This window comes from Klebsiella michiganensis (assembly GCF_002925905.1).
Taxonomy (GTDB): domain Bacteria; phylum Pseudomonadota; class Gammaproteobacteria; order Enterobacterales; family Enterobacteriaceae; genus Klebsiella; species Klebsiella michiganensis.
On the sequence record NZ_PRDB01000001.1, the window covers coordinates 739,166 to 761,366 of the forward strand.

At 55.6% G+C, this 22,201-nt stretch carries 22 protein-coding genes; 17 read left to right on the forward strand and 5 right to left on the reverse strand.

Annotated features, from left to right (window positions below; translation table 11 throughout):
• Positions 1–11: 11 nt before the first annotated feature.
• The 12 genes from amiB to rlmB all read left to right on the forward strand — a co-directional run bounded on the left by amiB (position 12) and on the right by rlmB (position 13,950).
• Positions 12–1,343, forward strand: a complete 1,332-nt coding sequence (amiB, locus tag CDA56_RS03650) for an N-acetylmuramoyl-L-alanine amidase AmiB (protein ID WP_025107634.1) — start codon at positions 12–14, stop codon at positions 1,341–1,343.
• Between the two features lie 10 nt (positions 1,344–1,353).
• Positions 1,354–3,243: a DNA mismatch repair endonuclease MutL gene (mutL, locus tag CDA56_RS03655; RefSeq protein ID WP_049103790.1), complete on the forward strand. Its 1,890-nt coding sequence runs from the start codon at positions 1,354–1,356 to the stop codon at positions 3,241–3,243.
• Positions 3,236–4,186: a tRNA (adenosine(37)-N6)-dimethylallyltransferase MiaA gene (miaA, locus tag CDA56_RS03660; protein WP_032695150.1), complete on the forward strand. Its 951-nt coding sequence runs from the start codon at positions 3,236–3,238 to the stop codon at positions 4,184–4,186. Before mutL ends, miaA begins: the two co-directional genes overlap by 8 nt.
• A gap of 92 nt (positions 4,187–4,278) precedes the next feature.
• Complete coding sequence (gene hfq, locus CDA56_RS03665) at positions 4,279–4,587, forward strand: RNA chaperone Hfq (protein WP_004097968.1); 309 nt, start codon at positions 4,279–4,281, stop codon at positions 4,585–4,587.
• A gap of 75 nt (positions 4,588–4,662) precedes the next feature.
• Positions 4,663–5,943, forward strand: a complete 1,281-nt coding sequence (gene hflX / locus CDA56_RS03670; protein WP_004097973.1) for a ribosome rescue GTPase HflX — start codon at positions 4,663–4,665, stop codon at positions 5,941–5,943.
• A gap of 65 nt (positions 5,944–6,008) precedes the next feature.
• Positions 6,009–7,265: an FtsH protease activity modulator HflK gene (hflK, locus tag CDA56_RS03675; RefSeq protein ID WP_014227623.1), complete on the forward strand. Its 1,257-nt coding sequence runs from the start codon at positions 6,009–6,011 to the stop codon at positions 7,263–7,265.
• 2 nt (positions 7,266–7,267) lie between these two features.
• Entirely contained in the window at positions 7,268–8,272 is a 1,005-nt protein-coding gene (gene hflC, locus CDA56_RS03680) for a protease modulator HflC (protein WP_032747622.1), read from the forward strand.
• A 198-nt stretch (positions 8,273–8,470) separates the two neighbouring features.
• Positions 8,471–8,668: a DUF2065 domain-containing protein gene (locus CDA56_RS03685; protein WP_004097978.1), complete on the forward strand. Its 198-nt coding sequence runs from the start codon at positions 8,471–8,473 to the stop codon at positions 8,666–8,668.
• 102 nt (positions 8,669–8,770) lie between these two features.
• Entirely contained in the window at positions 8,771–10,069 is a 1,299-nt protein-coding gene (locus CDA56_RS03690; RefSeq protein ID WP_004097979.1) for an adenylosuccinate synthase, read from the forward strand.
• A 149-nt stretch (positions 10,070–10,218) separates the two neighbouring features.
• Positions 10,219–10,644, forward strand: a complete 426-nt coding sequence (gene nsrR / locus CDA56_RS03695; protein WP_004097980.1) for a nitric oxide-sensing transcriptional repressor NsrR — start codon at positions 10,219–10,221, stop codon at positions 10,642–10,644.
• A 37-nt stretch (positions 10,645–10,681) separates the two neighbouring features.
• Positions 10,682–13,132: a ribonuclease R gene (rnr, locus tag CDA56_RS03700; protein WP_004097981.1), complete on the forward strand. Its 2,451-nt coding sequence runs from the start codon at positions 10,682–10,684 to the stop codon at positions 13,130–13,132.
• 86 nt (positions 13,133–13,218) lie between these two features.
• Positions 13,219–13,950, forward strand: a complete 732-nt coding sequence (gene rlmB / locus CDA56_RS03705; protein WP_004109129.1) for a 23S rRNA (guanosine(2251)-2'-O)-methyltransferase RlmB — start codon at positions 13,219–13,221, stop codon at positions 13,948–13,950.
• A 45-nt stretch (positions 13,951–13,995) separates the two neighbouring features.
• On the opposite strand, the gene CDA56_RS03710 is transcribed toward rlmB, so the two are convergent.
• Positions 13,996–14,349, reverse strand: coding sequence for a hypothetical protein (locus tag CDA56_RS03710; protein WP_032695151.1), 354 nt, complete (start codon positions 14,347–14,349; stop codon positions 13,996–13,998).
• Between the two features lie 105 nt (positions 14,350–14,454).
• Between CDA56_RS03710 and CDA56_RS03715 the strand changes: the two genes are divergently transcribed.
• A complete protein-coding gene (locus tag CDA56_RS03715; RefSeq protein WP_032747632.1) occupies positions 14,455–16,092 on the forward strand; it encodes an isovaleryl-CoA dehydrogenase in 1,638 nt (545 codons plus the stop codon).
• Here the strand turns inward: CDA56_RS03715 and yjfN are convergent.
• Both yjfN and bsmA read right to left on the reverse strand, forming a co-directional pair.
• Positions 16,083–16,358, reverse strand: a complete 276-nt coding sequence (gene yjfN / locus CDA56_RS03720) for a DUF1471 family protease activator YjfN (RefSeq protein ID WP_014227626.1) — start codon at positions 16,356–16,358, stop codon at positions 16,083–16,085. The genes CDA56_RS03715 and yjfN overlap by 10 nt on opposite strands.
• A gap of 137 nt (positions 16,359–16,495) precedes the next feature.
• Positions 16,496–16,804, reverse strand: coding sequence for a biofilm peroxide resistance protein BsmA (bsmA, locus tag CDA56_RS03725; RefSeq protein WP_004097988.1), 309 nt, complete (start codon positions 16,802–16,804; stop codon positions 16,496–16,498).
• A 197-nt stretch (positions 16,805–17,001) separates the two neighbouring features.
• On the opposite strand from bsmA, the gene yjfP reads away from it, so the two are divergent.
• Positions 17,002–17,718, forward strand: a complete 717-nt coding sequence (gene yjfP, locus CDA56_RS03730) for an esterase (protein ID WP_004097989.1) — start codon at positions 17,002–17,004, stop codon at positions 17,716–17,718.
• Here yjfP and ulaR read toward each other — a convergent pair.
• Together ulaR and ulaG are read right to left on the reverse strand one after the other, a co-directional pair.
• Positions 17,715–18,470: an HTH-type transcriptional regulator UlaR gene (ulaR, locus tag CDA56_RS03735; protein WP_004097990.1), complete on the reverse strand. Its 756-nt coding sequence runs from the start codon at positions 18,468–18,470 to the stop codon at positions 17,715–17,717. The genes yjfP and ulaR overlap by 4 nt on opposite strands.
• Positions 18,471–18,576: 106 nt before the next feature.
• A complete protein-coding gene (ulaG, locus tag CDA56_RS03740; protein WP_004097991.1) occupies positions 18,577–19,641 on the reverse strand; it encodes an L-ascorbate 6-phosphate lactonase in 1,065 nt (354 codons plus the stop codon).
• A gap of 364 nt (positions 19,642–20,005) precedes the next feature.
• On the opposite strand from ulaG, the gene ulaA reads away from it, so the two are divergent.
• From ulaA to ulaC, 3 genes are read left to right on the forward strand one after another with little or no spacing between them, the layout of a single operon-like run.
• Entirely contained in the window at positions 20,006–21,406 is a 1,401-nt protein-coding gene (gene ulaA, locus CDA56_RS03745; protein ID WP_004097992.1) for a PTS ascorbate transporter subunit IIC, read from the forward strand.
• Between the two features lie 12 nt (positions 21,407–21,418).
• The gene (gene ulaB, locus CDA56_RS03750; RefSeq protein ID WP_004109091.1) at positions 21,419–21,724 is read left to right on the forward strand and encodes a PTS ascorbate transporter subunit IIB; all 306 of its coding nucleotides are present in this window, start codon (positions 21,419–21,421) and stop codon (positions 21,722–21,724) included.
• A gap of 9 nt (positions 21,725–21,733) precedes the next feature.
• On the forward strand, positions 21,734–22,201 hold the full coding sequence (ulaC, locus tag CDA56_RS03755) for a PTS ascorbate transporter subunit IIA (protein ID WP_004097995.1): 468 nt from the start codon (positions 21,734–21,736) through the stop codon (positions 22,199–22,201).

The window sequence follows — 22,201 nt, forward strand, 5'->3', positions numbered from 1 at the left end:
AGGACGACGGGATGATGTATCGCTTAACCAGTTGGCTGGCCGCCGCACTGATGCTGTTCAGCATTCAGGCCACTGCGGCAAGTTTATCCGATATCCAGGTCTCAAATGGCGATCGGCAGGCCCGCATTACCATTAGCTTTATCGGCGAACCTGAATATTCGTTTAGCCCCCAGGGCAAACGCATCGTGGCGCTGGATATTAAACAGACTGGCGTACTCCAGGGGCTACCGCTGCAGTTTAGCGGCAATAATCTGGTAAAAAGCATTCGTTCCGGGACGCCGCAGGATACGCAGTCGCTGCGCCTGATGGTGGATCTCACCGCCGACGGCAAAACCCGCGCGGTGAAACAGCAGAACGGCTCTAACTACACCGTGGTGTTTACGATTAACGCCGACGCGCCGCCTCCGCCTCCACCTCAGCCAGTGGTGGTTAGACAGGCGGAAAGGCCCGTGGCGCAGCCCGTGCGTCCGAGCGAACCCGCGCGCAACCCGTTTAAAGCCGATAACGACCGGCTTACCGCGGTGACCAGCACCAGTAGCGTAACGCGTCCTGCGGCGCGTACCGTTTCCGGTGACGATAAAGTGATTATCGCCATTGACGCCGGCCACGGCGGCCAGGATCCGGGAGCCATTGGTCCGAACGGCACGAAAGAAAAGAATGTGACCATAGCGATTGCGCGTAAGCTCCGCGCGCTGCTGAATGCCGATCCGCAGTTCAGGCCCGTGCTAACGCGCGACGGCGATTATTTCATTTCCGTCATGGGGCGTTCTGACGTCGCACGTAAGCAAAACGCCAATTTCCTTGTCTCGATTCACGCCGACGCTGCGCCGAATCGCGATGCTACCGGGGCTTCGGTTTGGGTGCTTTCCAACCGTCGCGCGAACAGCGAAATGGCCGGCTGGCTCGAGCAGCATGAGAAACAGTCAGAACTGCTGGGCGGCGCGGGCGATGTACTGGCCAACAGCCAGTCGGACCCTTACCTGAGCCAGGCGGTGCTGGATTTACAGTTCGGCCATTCCCAGCGCGTCGGGTATGATGTGGCGACCAATGTGCTGAGCCAGCTGCAGCGGATCGGCGATTTACATAAGCGTCGCCCTGAGCATGCCAGCCTCGGCGTACTGCGTTCGCCGGATATCCCGTCGATCCTGGTGGAAACGGGTTTTATCAGTAATACCGGCGAAGAGCGGCTGCTGGGTAGCGATGCTTATCAGCAGCAGGTCGCAGAGGCGATTTATAACGGCCTGCGTAACTACTTTATGCAGCATCCTCTGCAATCCGCGCCGCGCGGGGCAGCCGCGCAGACTGCCAGCGCAGGTTCGTCAGACGGGACGTTGTTAAATTAAGGAGACGGCCATGCCGATTCAGGTTCTACCGCCGCAGCTCGCCAACCAGATTGCCGCAGGTGAAGTGGTGGAACGTCCGGCGTCGGTGGTCAAAGAGCTGGTGGAAAATAGCCTCGATGCCGGGGCGACGCGCATCGACATTGATATTGAGCGCGGCGGGGCGAAGTTAATCCGCATTCGCGATAACGGCTGCGGCATCAAAAAAGACGAGCTGGCGCTGGCGCTGGCTCGTCACGCCACCAGTAAAATTGCTTCGCTGGATGACCTTGAGGCGATTATTAGCCTCGGCTTTCGCGGCGAAGCTCTGGCCAGTATTAGCTCAGTGGCTCGCCTGACGTTGACCTCGCGTACCGAAGATCAGCAGGAGGCCTGGCAGGCCTATGCCGAAGGGCGCGATCAGGCGGTCACCGTGAAGCCGGCGGCGCATCCGGTGGGAACAACGCTGGAAGTGCTGGATCTGTTTTATAACACCCCCGCCCGGCGCAAATTTATGCGCACCGAGAAAACCGAGTTTGGCCATATCGACGAGATCGTGCGGCGCATTGCGCTGGCGCGCTTCGACGTGACCATCAACCTCAGCCACAACGGCAAGGCCGTGCGCCAGTACCGGGCGGTATCGCAGGACGGCCAGCGTGAGCGGCGTCTGGGCGCGATCTGCGGTTTGCCATTTCTCGAACACGCGCTGGCGATTGAGTGGCAGCACGGCGACCTGACCCTCAGCGGCTGGGTGGCCGATCCGCTACATACCAATCCGACGCTGGCGGAGATTCAGTATTGCTACGTCAATGGGCGGATGATGCGCGATCGCCTGATTAATCACGCGATTCGCCAGGCCTGTGAAGACAAACTGGGCGCCGACCAGCAGCCTGCCTTTGTGCTGTATCTGAAGATAGATCCGCATCAGGTGGATGTGAACGTCCATCCGGCCAAACATGAAGTGCGTTTTCATCAGTCGCGCCTGGTGCATGACTTTATCTATCAGGGCGTGCTGAGCGTCCTGCAGCAGCAGCTGGAGGTGCCGTTGGCGGAAGAGGGCGATGAGCCCGCGCCGCGGCAGGTGCCGGAAAACCGCATTGCGGCGGGCGGCAATCATTTTGCCCAGCCGGCGGTCGCGCGTGAAAGCGCCGCTCCCCGTTACCGGGATGAGCCCGCCGCGCCGCGTTTTAATACCGGAGGTTCGCGAGAGTCCGCCGCCTCGGGTTCATCTGGCGGAGCCGCCTGGCCGCACGCGCAGCCAGGCTACCAAAAACAGCAGGGTGCGCTTTATCGCCAACTGCTGGACACGCCGGCCACGGAGCGCAAACCCCTGGCTCCCGCACCGGCAGCGGAAGGCCTGTCGGGCCATAGCCAAAGCTTTGGCCGCGTACTGACGATTATCGATAGCGACTGCGCGCTGCTGGAGCGCGGCGGTAAGTTAGCGCTGCTGGCTCTGCCGGTTGCTGAGCGCTGGCTGCGCCAGGCGCAGCTAACGCCGGGCGCAGAGGCGGTTTGCGCCCAACCGCTGCTTATCCCGCTGCGGATAAAAGTGTCCGACGAGGAAAAAGACGCGCTCAAGCAGGCGCAGTCGGCGCTGGCTGAGGTCGGGATTGAACTCCAGTCCGATGCGCACCACGTGACGGTCCGCGCAGTGCCTTTACCCTTAAGACAACAAAATTTACAAATCTTGATTCCTGAACTGATAGGCTACCTGGCGCAGCAAAAAACCGTCGACGTCGGCAATATTGCTCAGTGGATGGCGCGTAATCTGGCGAGCGAACATGCGCAGTGGAACATGGCGCAGGCGATTGCCGTCCTGGCGGATATCGAACGCTTATGTCCGCAGCTGGTTAAAGCGCCGCCGGGTGGTCTGTTACAACCTGTTGATTTACATTCGGCGATGAATGCCCTGAAAGATGAGTGATGTAACTGAGGCAAGCCTGCCTAAGGCAATATTTTTAATGGGCCCGACGGCCTCTGGTAAAACCGCATTGGCTATCGCCTTACGTAAAGTTTTGCCAGTAGAGTTGATTAGCGTTGATTCAGCCCTCATCTATCGAGGAATGGACATAGGCACGGCCAAGCCCGATGCCGCGGAGCTGAGCGCTGCGCCGCATCGTCTGCTGGATATTCTTGACCCGGCCGAGGCTTATTCCGCGGCGGATTTTCGCCGCGATGCGCTGGCAGAGATGGCCGATATCGTCGCTGCCGGGCGTATTCCGCTACTGGTTGGCGGAACGATGTTGTATTTCAAGGCGTTGTTGGAAGGATTGTCGCCTCTACCCTCGGCTGATCCTGAGGTCAGAGCCAGGATCGAGCAACAGGCCGCAGAGCAGGGATGGAACGCGTTACACCAGCAGCTACAGGAAATTGATCCGGTTGCCGCCGCGCGTATTCATCCAAATGATCCGCAAAGACTTTCCCGAGCACTGGAAGTTTTTTTCATTTCGGGTAAAACTTTAACGGAGCTGACGCAAACGTCAGGTGATGCTCTGCCGTATAAGGTGCACCAGTTCGCCATCGCCCCGGCGAGCCGTGAACTGCTCCATCAGCGCATAGAACAGCGTTTTCATCAGATGTTGGCTTCAGGTTTTGAAGCAGAAGTGCGGGCGCTTTTTGCCCGGGGAGATTTGCATACGGATATGCCTTCCATTCGTTGTGTCGGATATCGCCAGATGTGGTCTTACCTTAATGGCGAGATCCCGTATGATGAAATGGTTTATCGAGGTGTTTGCGCCACGAGACAGTTAGCTAAACGTCAGGTGACCTGGCTGCGCGGTTGGGAAGGTATCCACTGGTTAGACAGTGAACAACCTGAACAAGCGTTCAACAAAGTATTACAGGTTGTTGGTGCTAGCCTGGACTGAACGTGTACAATTGAACGGGTATCGTGCGTAATTTTTTTAAGAATCGTAAGGTTCTGAGTACAAAACAAGCATACATATAAGGAAAAGAGAGAATGGCTAAGGGGCAATCTTTACAAGATCCGTTCCTGAACGCTTTGCGTCGGGAACGTGTTCCGGTTTCTATTTATTTGGTGAATGGTATTAAGCTGCAAGGGCAAATTGAGTCTTTCGATCAGTTCGTGATCCTGTTGAAAAACACGGTCAGCCAGATGGTCTATAAGCACGCAATTTCTACTGTTGTCCCGTCTCGCCCGGTGTCACACCACAGCAACAATGCTGGCGGCGGTACAAACAACTATCACCACGGTGGTGGTGCGCAGGGTTCTTCTGCGCCGCAGCAAGACAGCGAAGACGCCGAATAAGGCAGATGCTGTTTTTCCACGTCGGGGAGCCAGGTTTTCTGCGTTCCCCGCTGGTATTTTATAAGGGGTTTACGCTTGTTTGACCGTTATGATGCCGGTGAGCAGGCGGTACTGGTACACATCTATTTTTCGCAAGACAAAGATATGGAAGATCTCCAGGAGTTTGAAACTCTGGCCTCTTCCGCCGGTGTCGAAGCAATGCAGGTGATTACCGGTAGCCGTAAAGCACCGCACCCGAAGTATTTTGTTGGTGAAGGTAAAGCAGTCGAAATTGCGGAAGCCGTAAAAGCGACCGGTGCATCGGTCGTGCTCTTCGATCATGCCCTGAGTCCGGCACAGGAACGAAACCTGGAGCGCTTATGCGAATGTCGGGTTATCGATCGTACCGGCTTGATTTTAGATATTTTTGCCCAGCGAGCGCGTACCCACGAAGGGAAACTGCAGGTCGAGCTGGCGCAGCTGCGCCACATGGCGACTCGCCTCGTTCGCGGCTGGACCCACCTTGAAAGACAGAAAGGCGGGATTGGTTTGCGCGGCCCGGGGGAAACCCAGCTCGAAACTGACCGCCGCTTGCTGCGTAACCGTATTATGCAGATCCTGGCGCGACTGGAAAAAGTTGAAAAACAGCGTGAGCAGGGACGGCGGTCACGCGCCAAAGCCGATATTCCAACCGTGTCGCTGGTCGGTTATACCAACGCCGGTAAATCCACGTTGTTCAATCAGATAACCGAAGCCGAGGTCTATGCTGCGAACCAGCTGTTCGCCACTCTGGATCCGACGCTGCGCCGGATTGATGTCCCTGATGTCGGCGAAACCGTCCTGGCGGATACCGTAGGCTTTATTCGCCACCTGCCGCACGATCTGGTGGCCGCGTTTAAAGCGACGCTCCAGGAGACGCGCCAGGCGACGCTGTTGCTGCATATCATTGATGCGGCCGATGTGCGCGTGCAGGAAAATATTGACGCAGTTAATACGGTGCTCGCGGAAATCGAAGCTGATGAGATCCCGGCGCTGCTGGTCATGAATAAAATCGACATGCTGGATGATTTTGAGCCGCGTATCGATCGGGATGAAGAAAATAAACCGATTCGGGTCTGGCTTTCCGCCCAGACCGGGGTTGGCGTACCGCTGCTTTTTCAGGCTTTGACGGAACGGCTTTCTGGTGAAGTGGCCCAGCACACGCTGCGCCTGCCACCGCAGGAAGGTCGGTTGAGAAGCCGGTTCTATCAGCTTCAGGCGATAGAGAAAGAGTGGATGGAGGATGACGGTAGCGTTGGTCTGCAGGTGCGCATGCCGATCGTTGACTGGCGTCGCCTCTGTAAACAAGAGCCAGCGCTGGTTGAATACGTGATTTGACCTTGCAGCTTGCCTGAAGATATTGACCCCTGTGGGGATATCAAAAACAAATATGGAGCATATACATGGCGTGGAATCAGCCCGGTAATAACGGACAGGACCGCGACCCGTGGGGAAGCAGCAATAACCAAGGCGGCAACTCTGGGGGAAATGGCAACAAAGGCGGTCGCGAGCAGGGACCTCCCGATCTGGATGATATCTTCCGTAAGCTAAGTAAAAAACTTGGCGGCCTGGGTGGCGGAAAAGGTGGACTGGGCGGCGGTAGCGGCTCTCAGGGACCTCGCGGGCCAATGGGCGGACGTATCGTCGGCATCGTTGCCGCCGCTGCGGTTATTATCTGGGCAGCCAGCGGTTTCTATACCATTAAAGAAGCTGAACGTGGCGTCGTCACTCGCTTTGGTAAATTTAGCCATCTGGTTGAGCCTGGCCTTAACTGGAAACCTACTTTCATTGATAACGTTCAGGCGGTTAACGTTGAGTCGGTCCGCGAACTGGCGGCTTCCGGCGTCATGCTGACGTCTGACGAAAACGTCGTGCGCGTTGAGATGAACGTGCAGTACCGCGTGACCGATCCGGAACGCTATCTGTTTAGCGTCACCAGCGCGGACGACAGCCTGCGTCAGGCCACCGACAGCGCCCTGCGTGGCGTGATCGGTAAATACACCATGGACCGTATCCTGACCGAAGGACGTACCGTCATTCGTAGCGATACCCAGCGCGAGCTGGAAGAGACCATTCGTCCGTACAACATGGGTATCACCCTGCTCGACGTCAACTTCCAGACGGCGCGTCCGCCGGAGGAAGTAAAAGCCGCGTTTGATGATGCGATTGCCGCGCGTGAAAACGAACAGCAGTACATTCGTGAAGCGGAAGCTTACACCAACGAAGTCCAGCCGCGGGCTAACGGTCAGGCGCAGCGTATCCTTGAAGAGGCTCGCGCCTATAAGACCCAGACCGTTCTTGAAGCGCAGGGTGAAGTGGCTCGTTTTGCAAAAATTCTGCCTGAGTATAAAGCGGCTCCGGAAATTACCCGCGAGCGTCTGTATATCGAAACCATGGAAAAAGTGCTGAGCCATACGCGCAAAGTGCTGGTTAACGATAAGGGGAGCAACCTGATGGTTCTGCCTCTGGATCAGATGCTGAAAGGCGCCGGCGCGCCGGCGGCAAAGAGCGATAGCAGTGGCGCAAGCGATCTGCTGCGTCTGCCGCCTGCAGCCAGCTCAAACAGCGCCAGTAACGCTTCTACCTCTACGGGAGGCACCATTATGGACCAACGCCGCGCCAACGCGCAGCGTAACGACTACCAGCGTCAGGGGGAATAACGATGCGTAAATCTGTTATCGCGATAATTGTCATCGTGCTGGTGGTGCTCTACATGTCCATCTTTGTGGTCAAAGAGGGCGAGCGCGGCATTACGCTGCGTTTTGGTAAAGTTCTGCGCGACGATGAAAACAAACCGCTGGTGTACGCGCCTGGCCTTCACTTCAAGATTCCTTTTATTGAATCCGTGAAGATGCTTGATGCGCGTATCCAGACGATGGACAACCAGGCCGACCGCTTTGTTACCAAAGAGAAGAAGGACCTGATTGTTGACTCTTACATCAAGTGGCGCATCAGCGACTTTAGCCGTTACTACCTGGCAACCGGCGGCGGTGACGTTTCCCAGGCCGAGGTGCTGCTGAAGCGTAAATTCTCTGACCGTCTACGTTCTGAAATTGGCCGTCTGGATGTGAAAGACATCGTGACCGACTCCCGCGGCCGTCTGACCCTGGAAGTCCGCGATGCGCTGAACTCAGGTTCTGCGGGCACAGAAGATGAAGTCAGTACGCCGGCTGCCGATGACGCGATTGCTAAAGCGGCGGAGCGTGTTGAAGCAGAAACGAACGGTAAGGTTCAGGTGATCAACCCGAACAGTATGGCGGCGCTGGGTATTGAAGTCGTCGACGTGCGTATTAAACAGATCAACCTGCCTGCCGAAGTGTCTGAAGCGATCTACAACCGTATGCGCGCCGAGCGTGAAGCGGTAGCGCGTCGTCACCGTTCACAGGGTCAGGAAGAAGCTGAAAAACTGCGCGCGACCGCGGATTATGAAGTGACCAAAACGCTGGCGGAAGCCGAGCGTCAGGGGCGTATTCTGCGCGGTGAAGGCGATGCTGAATCGGCGAAACTGTTTGCTGATGCATTCAGCCAGGATCCAGGCTTCTATGCCTTTATCCGTAGCCTGCGTGCGTATGAGAACAGCTTCCAGAGCAATCAGGATGTGATGGTTCTCAGCCCGGACAGCGATTTCTTCCGCTATATGAAATCACCCGCGTCAGCGACCCGCTGATAAGCAATGAGTAAGCAAAAAGGCGCCCGTTGAGGCGCCTTTTTTTACAATGTTCGCAGCGGATTTGGGTTCGCCAATGGGTTATGTATTTTGTTTCATAAAGCCGGTTCATAACAATGATGAAATACCGGAGAATATGAATTGAGCAACGACTCACAGGGGTGAGCGACGGTGGCTGTACTTAAATAAAGGTGAATAATGAACTCAACAATCTGGCTGGCACTGGCGCTGGTTTTAGTACTTGAAGGGCTTGGGCCGCTGCTTTATCCGCGCGCGTGGCGTCGAATGGTCGCCACGATGAGCCAATTACCGGATAATTTATTACGCCGGTTTGGCGGAGGTCTTGTGGTTGCCGGTATCGTCATCTACTACATGTTGAGGAAAACGATTGGCTGAGCGTAAAGTAGACTAATTTCCCGCCTTTTGAGTGCAAAAAGTGCTGTAACTCTGAAAAAGCGATGGTAGAATCCATTTTTAAGCAAACGGTGATTTTGAAAAATGGGTAACAACGTCGTCGTACTGGGCACCCAATGGGGTGACGAAGGTAAAGGGAAGATCGTCGATCTCCTGACTGAACGGGCTAAATATGTTGTGCGCTATCAGGGCGGTCACAACGCCGGCCATACTCTCGTAATCAACGGTGAAAAAACCGTCCTCCATCTCATTCCATCAGGTATTCTTCGCGAGAATGTCACCAGCATCATCGGTAACGGTGTCGTGCTTTCTCCGGCTGCGCTGATGAAAGAGATGAAAGGTCTGGAAGACCGTGGTATCCCTGTCCGCGAGCGTCTGCTGCTTTCTGAAGCGTGCCCGCTTATCCTCGAATATCACGTTGCGCTGGATGTCGCGCGTGAAAAAGCGCGCGGCGCGAAAGCTATCGGTACGACCGGTCGCGGTATCGGCCCGGCTTACGAAGATAAAGTGGCTCGCCGCGGTCTGCGCGTTGGCGATCTGTTTGATAAAGCCACCTTCGCTGAGAAACTGAAAGAAGTGATGGAATATCACAACTTCCAGCTGGTGAATTTCTACAAAGCTGAAGCGGTTGATTACCAGAAAGTTCTCGATGACGTCATGGCGATTGCCGACATCCTGACCGCGATGGTTGTTGACGTTTCCGATCTGCTTGACCAGGCGCGCAAGCGTGGCGATTTCGTCATGTTTGAAGGCGCACAGGGTACGCTGCTCGATATCGACCACGGTACCTATCCGTACGTAACCTCTTCCAACACCACCGCAGGTGGCGTGGCGACCGGCTCCGGTCTGGGTCCGCGTTATGTAGACTACGTTCTGGGTATCATCAAAGCGTACTCCACTCGCGTAGGTGCGGGTCCGTTCCCGACTGAGCTGTTTGATGAAACCGGCGAGTTCCTGTGCAAGCAGGGTAACGAGTTTGGCGCTACCACCGGCCGTCGTCGTCGTACCGGCTGGCTGGATGCCGTAGCGGTGCGCCGCGCGGTGCAGATTAACTCCCTGTCCGGTTTCTGCCTGACTAAGCTGGACGTCCTGGACGGCCTGAAAGAAGTTAAAATCTGCGTAGCCTACCGGATGCCGGATGGCCGCGAAGTGACGACCACTCCGCTGGCTGCTGACAACTGGGAAGGCATCGAGCCGATTTACGAAACCATGCCGGGCTGGTCTGAAACCACCTTTGGCGTGAAAGAGCGCAGCGGTCTGCCGCAGGCAGCGCTGAACTACATCGCACGCATTGAAGAGCTGACCGGCGTACCGGTTGATATTATCTCTACCGGTCCTGACCGTACCGAGACGATGATTTTGCGCGATCCGTTCGACGCATAACGATCTCCAGGGGCGCCGTTAAGGCGCCTCTTGTTTTTGCTGTTCGCCCGCCCCATTTAAATAAATTAGCGGCCTGAGCGCTGGCTGGTTTATCATCAATAGTAATTGTCTACCGACGCACTCTGTTTTTCTTTTCCCTGAGGTTGATTGTGCAGTTAACGAGTTTCACTGATTACGGATTACGCGCGCTGATTTATATGGCGTCGCTACCGGATGGAAGAATGACCAGCATCTCCGAAGTGACGGAGGTTTACGGCGTTTCCCGTAATCATATGGTTAAAATAATCAATCAGCTAAGTCGCGTGGGGTACGTGACGGCGGTACGGGGAAAAAACGGGGGAATTCGTCTGGGGAAACCGGCAAATATGATTCGCGTGGGTGATGTTGTTCGCGATCTGGAGCCGCTCTCGTTGGTCAACTGCAGCAGCGAATTTTGCCATATTACGCCCGCCTGTCGTCTGAAACAGGCGCTTGCTGAAGCCGCGCAAAGTTTTCTCAAGGAACTGGATAACTACACGCTGGCCGATTTGGTTGAAAAGAATCAACCGCTTTATAAATTATTGCTGGTGGAGTGACGTAAACTTCACTGGAGATGACAACGGAGGAACCGACATGTCACAAGATCCTTTCCTGGACCGCGAATCTGAAAAATACGCTAATCCAATCCCGAGCCGGGAATTTATCCTCGATCATTTAGCAAAACGCGAAAAACCGGCTAGCCGAGATGAGCTGGCAATAGAGCTGAATATTGAAGGCGAAGAACAACAAGAAGCATTGCGCCGCAGACTGCGCGCAATGGAACGCGATGGTCAACTGGTCTTTACGCGTCGTCAGTGCTATGCGCTGCCGGAACGTCTTGACCTGCTGAAAGGGACCGTTATCGGTCATCGCGATGGTTATGGCTTCCTGCGCGTTGAAGGCCGTAAAGATGACCTGTATCTGTCGTCCGAGCAGATGAAAACCTGTATTCACGGCGATCAGGTGCTGGCGCAGCCGCTGGGCGCCGACCGTAAAGGCCGTCGCGAAGCGCGTATTGTCCGCGTACTGGTGCCAAAAACGGGCCAGATTGTGGGTCGCTACTTTACCGATGCGGGCGTTGGCTTCGTGGTGCCGGATGACAGCCGCCTGAGCTTCGATATCCTGATCCCCCCGGAACAGATCATGGGCGCGCGAATGGGGTTTGTGGTGGTGGTTGAGCTGACCCAGCGCCCAACCCGCCGCACCAAAGCGGTCGGCAAGATCGTTGAGGTCCTCGGCGACAATATGGGTACCGGCATGGCGGTCGATATGGCCCTGCGCACCCATGAAATTCCCTACGTCTGGCCGCCAGCGGTCGAAAAGCAGGTCGCCGGCCTGAAAGAACAGGTACCGGAAGAGGCGAAACAGGGGCGCGTTGATTTACGTAGCCTGCCGCTGGTCACCATTGATGGCGAAGACGCCCGTGACTTTGATGATGCCGTGTACTGCGAGAAGAAACGCGGCGGTGGCTGGCGTCTGTGGGTGGCGATCGCCGATGTGAGCTACTACGTGCGTCCGGGTACGCCGCTGGATGGCGAAGCGCGCAGCCGCGGCACGTCGGTCTACTTCCCGTCTCAGGTGGTTCCGATGCTGCCTGAAGTGCTCTCTAACGGCCTGTGTTCACTGAATCCTCAGGTCGACAGGCTCTGTATGGTTTGTGAAATGACGATTTCGGCCAAGGGGCGTCTGACCGGCTTCAAATTCTACGAAGCGGTGATGAGCTCCCATGCCCGTCTGACCTATACCAAAGTCTGGCATATGCTGCAGGGCGACCAGGATCTGCGTGAGCAGTACGCGCCGCTGGTTAAGCATATTGAAGAGCTGCATAACCTCTACAAAGTGCTGGACGGCGCGCGTGAAGAGCGCGGCGGTATCTCATTTGAGAGTGAAGAAGCTAAATTCATCTTTAATGCTGAACGCCGCATTGAACGTATTGAGCAGACTCAGCGTAACGACGCGCACAAGCTGATTGAAGAGTGCATGATCCTGGCGAACATCTCCGCTGCGCGCTTCGTTGAGAAGGCCGAGGAACCGGCGCTGTTCCGTATCCATGACAAACCGAGTACGGAAGCGATTACCGCATTCCGTTCGGTGCTCGCGGAGCTGGGGCTTGAACTGCCTGGCGGCAACAAGCCGGAGCCGCGCGACTATGCGGAATTACTGACCTCTATCGCCGATCGTCCGGATGCAGAGATGCTGCAAACCATGCTGCTGCGGTCGATGAAACAGGCGATATACGACCCGGAAAACCGCGGCCACTTTGGTCTGGCGCTGCAATCCTATGCCCACTTCACCTCGCCGATTCGCCGCTATCCTGACCTTTCGCTGCATCGCGCAATCAAGTATTTACTGGCGAAAGAGCAGGGACATAAAGGCAATAGCACCGAGACCGGCGGCTGGCACTACAGCATGGACGAGATGCTGCAGCTGGGGGCGCACTGTTCAATGACCGAGCGTCGTGCTGATGAAGCGACGCGCGATGTTTCGGACTGGCTGAAGTGTGATTTCATGCTGGATCAGGTGGGTAACGTCTTTAAGGGCGTGATTGCCAGCGTGACCGGCTTTGGTTTCTTCGTCCGTCTGGATGAGCTGTTTATTGATGGTCTGGTGCACGTCTCTTCCCTCGATAACGACTACTACCGCTTCGATCAGGTCGGACAGCGTCTGATTGGTGAATCCGGCGGCCAGACCTATCGACTGGGCGATCGCGTGGAAGTGCGCGTTGAAGCGGTCAACATGGACGAGCGTAAAATTGACTTCTCGCTTATCTCCAGCGAGCGCGCGCCGCGCAACGTCGGTAAGACCGAGCGTGAAAAAGCGAAGAAGGGCGGCGCAGGTAAATCTTCCGGACGTCGCCGTCAGGCGGGCAAGCAGGTAAACTTCGAGCCGGATAGCGCATTCCGCAAACAGAAAGGTCAGTCTCAGCCGAAAGCCGCTCAGCCAAAAGGCGAGAAGAAAGCGAAGAAGCCGTCGGAGAAAACCCAGAAGATAGCCGCAGCGACCAAAGCCAAGCGCGCGGCGAAGAAAAAGAATATCGCTGAGTAGTGCGATTCCCTTTCCCCCCGCGCCTCCCGACATCGTGGCGGGGCGGGGGGAAGGGAACGGATAACAGAACCTAAACGAGTAGATAAATGAGTGAAATGATTTACGGCATCCACGCGGTGCAGGCACTGCTGGAGCGCGCTCCTGAACGTTTTCAGGAAGTCTTTATTCTGAAAGGCCGTGAGGATAAGCGCCTTATGCCGCTGATCCATGCCCTGGAAGCGCAGGGCGTGGTGATTCAGGTCGCCAGCCGCCAGTTTCTGGATGAGAAAAGCGAAGGCGCCGTTCATCAGGGAATTATTGCCCGCGTGAAGCCCGGACGTCAGTATCAGGAGAACGATCTGCCGGATCTGATCGCCTCTCTCGATCAGCCGTTCTTTTTGATCCTTGACGGCGTGACCGATCCGCACAACCTCGGCGCCTGTTTACGTAGTGCTGACGCCGCTGGCGTGCATGCGGTGATTGTCCCCAAAGATCGTTCTGCGCAGCTGAATGCCACGGCGAAAAAAGTGGCCTGCGGCGCGGCGGAAAACGTCCCGCTGATCCGCGTCACCAACCTGGCGCGTACCATGCGTCTGCTGCAGGAAGAGAACGTCTGGATCGTCGGTACCGCCGGTGAGGCCGATCATACGCTGTTCCAGAGCAAAATGACCGGATCGCTGGCGCTGGTCATGGGGGCGGAAGGCGAAGGCATGCGCCGCCTGACCCGGGAGCACTGCGACGAGTTGATCAGCATCCCGATGGCCGGTAGCGTGTCGTCGCTGAACGTATCGGTAGCCACCGGTATTTGCCTGTTTGAAGCGGTACGCCAGCGCAGCTAATCTCTTCTTTCCAAATAAGCCATTCTCTGGAATGGCTTATCTTCTTCAGTTCTGACCGCCTTCTCGCTCTATCCGACGGGCAATGTCGAGACCTCTTTCAACATAGTTCAGGACCTGGCTCAAGGGTAATTCCTCTCCCGGTTCATCTCCCGTTTGCTCGAGGAATTTAAGCTGCGCGCCTCGATTCTTTAATACTTTGATGAGATTAAGAAAACTTCCAATAGGATTCTGCTCTTCCAGAATGTCATCGCAGATTTTGTTTTCATCAAATGAGGTGACGTAACCGGAAGCGTTCAGGTTCTGTTTGATAGCGCTCATCGCGAGATGAGGAAGATGGCGGTGGATAAGCGGAATATAGTTCGGCGCATTTTGCCGATCTTCAATAATTAAATGAATCATGAAATTCCCTTTCTGATTGTGAGAGAACTTTATAACAGAGTTCTCTGACGGAAAGTGCGCCGTTGTCCATACTTATGGATAGAGCCATTGAAGGAGGGAAACATAATGCACTGGCAAACTCATACCGTATTTAATCAACCCTCGCCGCTATGTAACAGTAACTTATTCCTGTCCGATACCGCCCTGCGTGAAGCCGTCGTCCGCGAAGGCGCGGGCTGGGATAGCGATCTGCTGGCGAGCATTGGCCAACAGCTGGGGACGGCCGAATCGCTGGAGCTGGGGCGCCTGGCCAACAGCAATCCGCCGGAACTGCTGCGCTATGACGCAACGGGATCGCGTCTTGACGATGTTCGTTTCCATCCCGCCTGGCATTTACTGATGCAGGGGCTGTGCGCTAACCGGGTACATAATCTTGCCTGGCAGGAAGAGGCTCGTGAAGGCGCCTTCGTTGCCCGCGCTGCCCGCTTTATGCTGCATGCGCAGGTCGAGGCGGGCACCCTGTGTCCCACCACCATGACCTTTGCCGCGATTCCATTGCTGCAGCGCTCCTTACCCGAGACTTTTAGCGACTGGCTATCGCCGCTATTAAGCGATCGCTACGATCCGCACCTTGTGCCGGGTAATCAGAAACGCGGGCTGCTTATCGGGATGGGGATGACGGAAAAGCAGGGCGGGTCCGATGTCCTGAGCAACACGACGCGAGCGGAGAAAAGCGCAGAAGGCTTTTATCATCTGATCGGACATAAATGGTTTTTCTCGGTACCGCAGAGCGATGCTCATCTGGTGCTGGCTCAGGCGCCGGCGGGCCTCTCCTGCTTTTTTGTTCCGCGCCTGTTGCCGGATGGCCAGCGTAACGGTGTACATCTGGAAAGGCTGAAAGATAAATTAGGTAACCGCGCGAACGCCAGCAGCGAAGTCGAGTTTTTCAATGCCTGCGGCTGGCTGGTCGGAGAAGAGGGCGATGGCGTCCGGCAAATTCTCAAAATGGGCGGCCTGACCCGTTTTGACTGCGCGCTGGGTAGCCATGCGCTGATGCGCCGGGCCTATTCGGTAGCGCTATACCATGCTCTGCAGCGTCAGGCATTTGGTAAAAATCTGGTCGATCAGCCGATAATGCGTCAGGTTCTGGGGCAGATGGCGCTGCGGCTGGAAGGGCAAACCGCCTTTCTGTTCCGCCTGGCGAGGGCCTGGGACAGGCGCGACGATGTGCAGGAAGCGCTATGGGCAAGGCTGTTCACGCCCGCCGCGAAATTTGCTGTCTGCAAATCCGGGATCGCGTTCGTCGCCGAGGCGATGGAGGTACTGGGCGGTTCAGGCTATTGTGAAGAGAGTGAATTACCGCGTTTGTACCGTGAAATGCCGGTAAACAGCATCTGGGAAGGTTCCGGTAATATTATGTGTCTGGACGTGATGCGGGTTCTGATGAAGCAGCCGGCGGCGCTCGAACTTCTGGCGGCGGAGTGCGCGGAAGTGAAAGGGCAAAATCGTCATTTCGATCGGACGTGGCGGCAGCTGCAGCAGTGGCTACGGCGGCCTCTGGAAGAGCAGGGGCGGGAGATTACCCGGCTGGTCTATATGCTGGGCGTTGGGGCGCAGCTATTACGCTTCGCGTCACCGCCGCTGGCAGAGGCCTGGTGCCGTATGATGCTCGACGCGCGCGGCGGCATGCGGCTGGATGAGCAGACGCTGGATGACTTACTGTTACGGGCAACGGGGCGTGGACGACAGGCGCCTCAGGCATAAAGAATGGCCTGTACCCGCCAGTTGTCCGGCTGCTGCTCCTCGTACATCTGGACGATGCGATACCAGGAGGCGCCCTGCTCATCGGCCTGCACGGCGATAGCGTGTTCAACATCCTGCTGGCTGCCCGAGATGTTGTTAACGCAAATCAGGCCAATTTCGTTCAGGCCCGTTACGCAGTCAGCGCTGGCAAACTCCGCTGACTGCGCGGAAGTATTGGCCGTGACGGTGGTCAACATCAGGCTGGGTAGGGTAAAAGTTCGTTTCATCGTCAGCTCCATTTCACATAGTCCTGAGGGCAGTCCGTTGCTAACGTTCTGCCAGGTTACAGCTGGCCGAACGTTATTATGCACAGGAGAACGTGAATGGATGCAAAGCAGTGTAAAGCTGGCTTAAAGGTTGACCGCTATTTACGGTACAAAATTGCCTGCGAATACCACTGGCCCGGAACCATGGTGTCATCAATCATTATGATGACGTAGTAATCCGCTTTAGCCGCCTCAGCTTTGACCTTTAGCGCAGCCTCGACATCCATCGGTGAGCCGTACATTAATACGCTCACCGTCCCCATCTTCTGCAGACCCGCCGTCTGATTACGCTGGATCTCTTGTGGATGGTCGGTTGCCGGCGGCGGCGCCTTTGGCGTCCCCTGTAGGGCGCTACAGCCGGTTAAAGCGATTGCCATTAACCACGGTGCAAACCTACGCATAACCATATCTCGTTTCCTGTTAGTCATAGTGTAGTGGTAGCCTGAATGTCATTTCCGGGGAATGTTCCCAAATTGTTATCCCGTACGCGATTTTCGAATGAAAATATCGTGAAAGCGTAATCTGGTTCTCAAGATTATGAATCATGTGCGAACGAGCGACTTGAGTAATAACATAACATCACTTGAGAGAAAGGAGACGGTAAATGATTGCATTAGAAATGCGTAACCTTGCGGGTGGGGAGGTTCTCCATGCATACCCGCAGGGCGCCGCAGATACGGCGCTGCCTTGCATTGTCTTTTATCATGGTTTTACCTCTTCTAAGCTGGTCTACAGCTATTTTGCCGTTGCGCTTGCAGAGGCGGGGTTTCGGGTGATTATGCCTGATGCAGCGGAACACGGCGCGCGCTACCGGGGAGACGAGCAGGGGCGGATGCAGCGCTTCTGGCCGATTCTGATGAACAATTTTATTGAATTTCCGGCACTACAGGAGGCGATTCGGGATCGGGGATGGCTTGCTGACGACAGGCTGGCGGTGGCAGGCGCATCGATGGGCGGAATGACGGCATTAGGAATTATGACCCACCACCCGGAGCTGAAAAGCGTAGCCTGCCTGATGGGGTCAGGCTATTTCAGTTCGCTCTCGCAGGCGCTTTTCCCTTCGCCTTCGTTCGATGCAGAACAGCTGGTGGCGTGGGACGTCAGCCAGCAGCTGGCGACCCTGGCCAGCCGTCCGCTGCTGCTCTGGCACGGCGATGAAGATGATGTCGTGCCGCCGGGGGAAACCTTCCGCCTGCAGCAGGCGCTGCAGCAAAACGCGCTGGCCGACAATTTAACCTGCCTCTGGCAGAAAGGCGTCCGCCACCGCATTACGCCGGAAGCGTTAGCCGCGACGGTGGACTTTTTTCAACGTCACCTTTAAACGCGAATCACCTGCACGCCCTGATCCTCAAGCTGCTTGAGGATCGCCTCATCCGCCTGTTTACCGGTAATCACCAGGTCGATTTGCCCGGCCTGGCTAAAGAGCATTCCGGCGCGTTCGCCGACTTTGCTGCTGTCGACCAGGACCGCGAGTTTGCCGACGACGTTAAGCATTTTTTGCTCCGCCATCGCCGTCAGCATATCGGTTTTATACAGCCCTTCGGCGGTCAACCCTTTGCCGCTGGTGAACATCCAGTGCCCGGCATACAGGCTGTTTTCGCTGCCCTGCGGGCTCAGGGTGATAGAGTGGCTGCGGTTATACTGCCCGCCCATAATGATGACGCTGTCGTGTTCCTGATCGATCAGATAGTTGGCCAGCGGCAAATAGTTGGTGATGATCTGTACCGGTTTGCCGCACAGCTCCTGCCCAAGCAGGAATGCGGTAGAGCCGCAGTTAATGACGATGCTTTCGCCAGGGTTGACCAGCTGCGAAGCCGCACGCGCAATCCGTACCTTCTCATCGTGGTTTTGCGCCTGGTGAATATTCATTGGCGACCAGCGCGGGCGCTGCTCGCTGATGGCTTCCGCGCCGTTGCGGACTTTTTTTAGCCTGCCGCTTTCGTCGAGTTTGTTGATATCGCGTCGTGCCGTCGCCGGAGAAATTCCCAGCCGGGAAATCACCTGCTCCACGGTGACAAATCCCGTTTGTGCCAGCAAATCCAGTAAAATTTGATGTCTTTGCGCTTCCGTCATGAGCAAATCCGATTAAAAGTGATAAGCAAAGATGATATTTGAAATCAGGTGAAAATACTAATGCTGACGGGGATAATTTCCGGCGGGCGGTCCCGCCGGAGAAGCCTTACAGGAACGACTTAAAGGGCAGGTCCGGTTCCATCGTGAAGCAATCGTCGAATCCGCGCGGATAATGGTATTCGAAGTTGTCTTTATCCAGCGGCCAGGTGAATTTTCCGCCCACCTGCCAGATGAAAGGCTTAAAGCCATACTGCAGACGATCTTTTTTCATCTCCCACAAAACGCGGATTTCCTGCGGATCGGCCTGGAAGTTTGACCAGATATCGTGATGGAACGGGATTACCACTTTAGCATTCAGCGACTCGGCCATGCGCAGGATATCGGCGCTGGTCATTTTGTCGGTGATACCGCGCGGGTTCTCGCCATAGGAGCCCAGCGCCACGTCGATCTGGTGTTCGTTACCGTGCTTCGCGTAGTAGTTGGAGTAGTGGGAATCGCCGCTGTGATACAGGTTGCCGCCCGGCGTTTTGAACAGGTAGTTCACCGCGCGCTGATCCATTCCGTCCGGCAGGACGCCTGCGGCTTTTTGATCCGCGGGTAAGGTGATGAGGGCCGTACGGTCAAAAGCGTCAAGCGCGTGGATTTCAACATCCTTTATTTTAACCACATCCCCTGGTTTCATCACGATACAGCGCTCTTTTGGAACGCCCCAGCCCATCCACAGGTCGACGCAGGTTTGCGGGCCGATGAACGGCACGTCCTCGGCGCAGTTCTGCATGACCGCGGCGGCCACGTTCACATCAATATGATCGTTATGATCGTGAGTGGACAGTACGGCGTCGATCTGGCGAATAGCGAACGGATCGAGAACAAACGGAGTGGTGCGCAGGTTTGGCTGGAGCTTCTTCACGCCGGCCATACGCTGCATCTGGTGGCCCGTTTTCATCAGCGGGTTCCCGTGGCTTTGCTTGCCGGTACCGCACCAGAAATCGACGCAGATATTGGCTCCGCCTTCGGATTTCAGCCAGATGCCCGTACAACCCAACCACCACATGGCAAAGGTGCCCGGCGCAACCTGCTCTTGTTCAATTTCTTCGTTCAGCCAGCTACCCCACTCCGGAAAAGTGTTCAGGATCCATGATTCGCGGGTGATGGTTTGTACTTTACTCATTTGTTTTTCCCTCACATATTATCAGAAGTAATCACGATGTGATTTGTTTTGACGAATACTGGCACCGTTTATTCAAGATTGCAATCCTGAAATTTGCCCTTCATGAGGGGAATCGTGGAGAGTAAAAAGAGGGGCAGGCTGACGTTATGACATGAGTTAGGTTTTATTTCATTGATTTAAATATACTATTTTACATTTTGTAGAAATGAGAATTAATACGATGGCGGATTGTGTGATTATTTGCGGCGTGCGTCACATTTAATCAAATATAATCTTGTTGTGATTATTTTTGATTATTAGAGTGATCGCAACAACCAACCTGGGCGTAGCGTGCGTTCAGAGCGTCCACCTTCTGGAGTGTGTTATGGAGATTCTCTACCACATCTTTACCGTGTTCTTTAACCAGGTTATGACCAACGCCCCGCTGCTGCTGGGTATTGTGACCTGCCTGGGCTATATCCTGCTGCGCAAAAGCGCCAGCGTTATTGTTAAAGGGACGATTAAAACCATTATCGGTTTTATGCTGCTGCAGGCCGGCTCCGGCATTCTGACCAGCACGTTTAAGCCGGTCGTGGCGAAAATGTCTGAGGTTTACGGCATTAACGGCGCTATCTCCGATACCTACGCGTCAATGATGGCCACGATCGAACGCATGGGCGACGCCTACAGCTGGGTGGGCTATGCCGTGCTGTTAGCCCTGGCGCTGAATATCTGTTATGTCCTGCTGCGGCGTATTACCGGTATTCGCACCATCATGCTGACCGGGCACATCATGTTCCAGCAGGCGGGGCTGATTGCCGTCTCTTTTTACATCTTCGGCTACCCGATGTGGACGACCATCATCTGTACGGCGGTACTGGTGTCGCTCTATTGGGGCATTACCTCGAACATGATGTATAAGCCGACTCAGGAAGTGACCGACGGCTGCGGCTTCTCCATCGGACACCAGCAGCAGTTCGCTTCATGGATTGCTTACAAGGTCGCCCCGTATCTGGGCAAAAAAGAGGAGAGCGTTGAGGATCTTAAGCTGCCGGGCTGGCTGAACATCTTTCACGACAACATCGTCTCCACGGCCATCGTGATGACCATTTTCTTCGGCGCGATTCTGCTCTCCTTCGGCATCGACACCGTACAGGCGATGGCGGGTAACACCCACTGGACGGTCTATATCCTGCAAACGGGCTTCTCGTTCGCCGTCGCTATTTTCATTATCACCCAGGGCGTGCGCATGTTCGTCGCCGAACTTTCCGAGGCGTTCAATGGTATCTCCCAGCGCCTGATTCCCGGCGCCGTACTGGCCATTGACTGTGCGGCGATCTATAGCTTTGCGCCAAACGCCGTCGTCTGGGGCTTTATGTGGGGCACCATCGGCCAGCTGATCGCCGTCGGTATTCTGGTCGGCTTCGGCTCTTCCATTCTGATTATTCCGGGCTTTATCCCGATGTTTTTCTCAAACGCCACCATCGGCGTCTTTGCTAACCACTTTGGCGGCTGGCGCGCGGCGCTCAAGATTTGTCTGGTGATGGGCATGATCGAAATATTTGGCTGCGTCTGGGCGGTGAAGCTGACCGGCATGAGCGCCTGGATGGGCATGGCGGACTGGTCAATTCTGGCGCCGCCGATGATGCAGGGCTTCGCCTCCATCGGTATCGCGTTTATGGCCGTCATTATCATTATCGCACTGGCTTATATGTTCTTCGCAGGGCGCACGCTGCGCGCTGAAGAGGACGCGGAAAAACAACTGGCAGATGCTTCTGCTCAATAAGGAGTTTCGACTATGACCGTACGTATTCTGGCTGTATGTGGCAACGGGCAAGGCAGTTCCATGATCATGAAGATGAAGGTGGACCAGTTTTTGACCCAGTCAAATATCGATCACACGGTAAACAGCTGCGCGGTGGGGGAATACAAAAGTGAACTCAACGGCGCGGACATCATCATCGCCTCCACCCATATCGCCGGTGAGATTAGCGTCTCCGGCAATAAATACGTGGTTGGCGTGCGCAACATGCTCTCGCCTGCGGATTTTGGCCCGAAACTGCTGGAGGTGATCAAAGCGCACTTCCCGCAGGATGTGAAGTAAGGACGCCAAATGAAATTACGTGATTCGCTGGTGGAGAACAACTCCATCCTTTTACAGGCCGACGCCAGCACCTGGCAGGAAGCCGTCAAGCTGAGCGTTGATTTACTGGTGAAGGCGGATGTCGTGGAGCCGCGCTACTACCAGGCCATTCTGGATGGCGTTGCTCAGCACGGCCCTTATTTTGTGATTGCTCCCGGTCTGGCGATGCCGCACGGTCGGCCGGAAGAGGGGGTGAAGAAAACGGGCTTTGCGCTGGTTACGCTGAAAACGCCGCTGGTTTTCAATCATGAGGATAACGACCCGGTCGACATCCTGATCACCATGGCGGCCGTGGATGCCAATACCCATCAGGAAGTCGGCATCATGCAGATCGTCAACCTGTTTGAAGATGAAGCCAATTTTGACCGTTTACGCGCCTGCCGCTCCGCGCAGGAAGTTCTGGAATTAATTGATAACGCTACGGCAGCGGCCGTTTAA

Coding starts and splice junctions, on each gene's coding strand:
- rnr (WP_004097981.1), top strand. CDS start 10,682: ATGTCACAAGATCCTTTCCTGGACCGCGAATCTGAAAAATACGCTAAT.
- ulaB (WP_004109091.1), top strand. CDS start 21,419: ATGACCGTACGTATTCTGGCTGTATGTGGCAACGGGCAAGGCAGTTCC.
- rlmB (WP_004109129.1), top strand. CDS start 13,219: ATGAGTGAAATGATTTACGGCATCCACGCGGTGCAGGCACTGCTGGAG.
- hflC (WP_032747622.1), top strand. CDS start 7,268: ATGCGTAAATCTGTTATCGCGATAATTGTCATCGTGCTGGTGGTGCTC.
- mutL (WP_049103790.1), top strand. CDS start 1,354: ATGCCGATTCAGGTTCTACCGCCGCAGCTCGCCAACCAGATTGCCGCA.
- yjfP (WP_004097989.1), top strand. CDS start 17,002: ATGATTGCATTAGAAATGCGTAACCTTGCGGGTGGGGAGGTTCTCCAT.
- hfq (WP_004097968.1), top strand. CDS start 4,279: ATGGCTAAGGGGCAATCTTTACAAGATCCGTTCCTGAACGCTTTGCGT.
- ulaC (WP_004097995.1), top strand. CDS start 21,734: ATGAAATTACGTGATTCGCTGGTGGAGAACAACTCCATCCTTTTACAG.
- ulaR (WP_004097990.1), bottom strand. CDS start 18,470: ATGACGGAAGCGCAAAGACATCAAATTTTACTGGATTTGCTGGCACAA.
- hflK (WP_014227623.1), top strand. CDS start 6,009: ATGGCGTGGAATCAGCCCGGTAATAACGGACAGGACCGCGACCCGTGG.
- CDA56_RS03715 (WP_032747632.1), top strand. CDS start 14,455: ATGCACTGGCAAACTCATACCGTATTTAATCAACCCTCGCCGCTATGT.
- miaA (WP_032695150.1), top strand. CDS start 3,236: ATGAGTGATGTAACTGAGGCAAGCCTGCCTAAGGCAATATTTTTAATG.
- ulaG (WP_004097991.1), bottom strand. CDS start 19,641: ATGAGTAAAGTACAAACCATCACCCGCGAATCATGGATCCTGAACACT.
- CDA56_RS03685 (WP_004097978.1), top strand. CDS start 8,471: ATGAACTCAACAATCTGGCTGGCACTGGCGCTGGTTTTAGTACTTGAA.
- CDA56_RS03710 (WP_032695151.1), bottom strand. CDS start 14,349: ATGATTCATTTAATTATTGAAGATCGGCAAAATGCGCCGAACTATATT.
- CDA56_RS03690 (WP_004097979.1), top strand. CDS start 8,771: ATGGGTAACAACGTCGTCGTACTGGGCACCCAATGGGGTGACGAAGGT.
- bsmA (WP_004097988.1), bottom strand. CDS start 16,804: ATGGTTATGCGTAGGTTTGCACCGTGGTTAATGGCAATCGCTTTAACC.
- ulaA (WP_004097992.1), top strand. CDS start 20,006: ATGGAGATTCTCTACCACATCTTTACCGTGTTCTTTAACCAGGTTATG.
- amiB (WP_025107634.1), top strand. CDS start 12: ATGATGTATCGCTTAACCAGTTGGCTGGCCGCCGCACTGATGCTGTTC.
- yjfN (WP_014227626.1), bottom strand. CDS start 16,358: ATGAAACGAACTTTTACCCTACCCAGCCTGATGTTGACCACCGTCACG.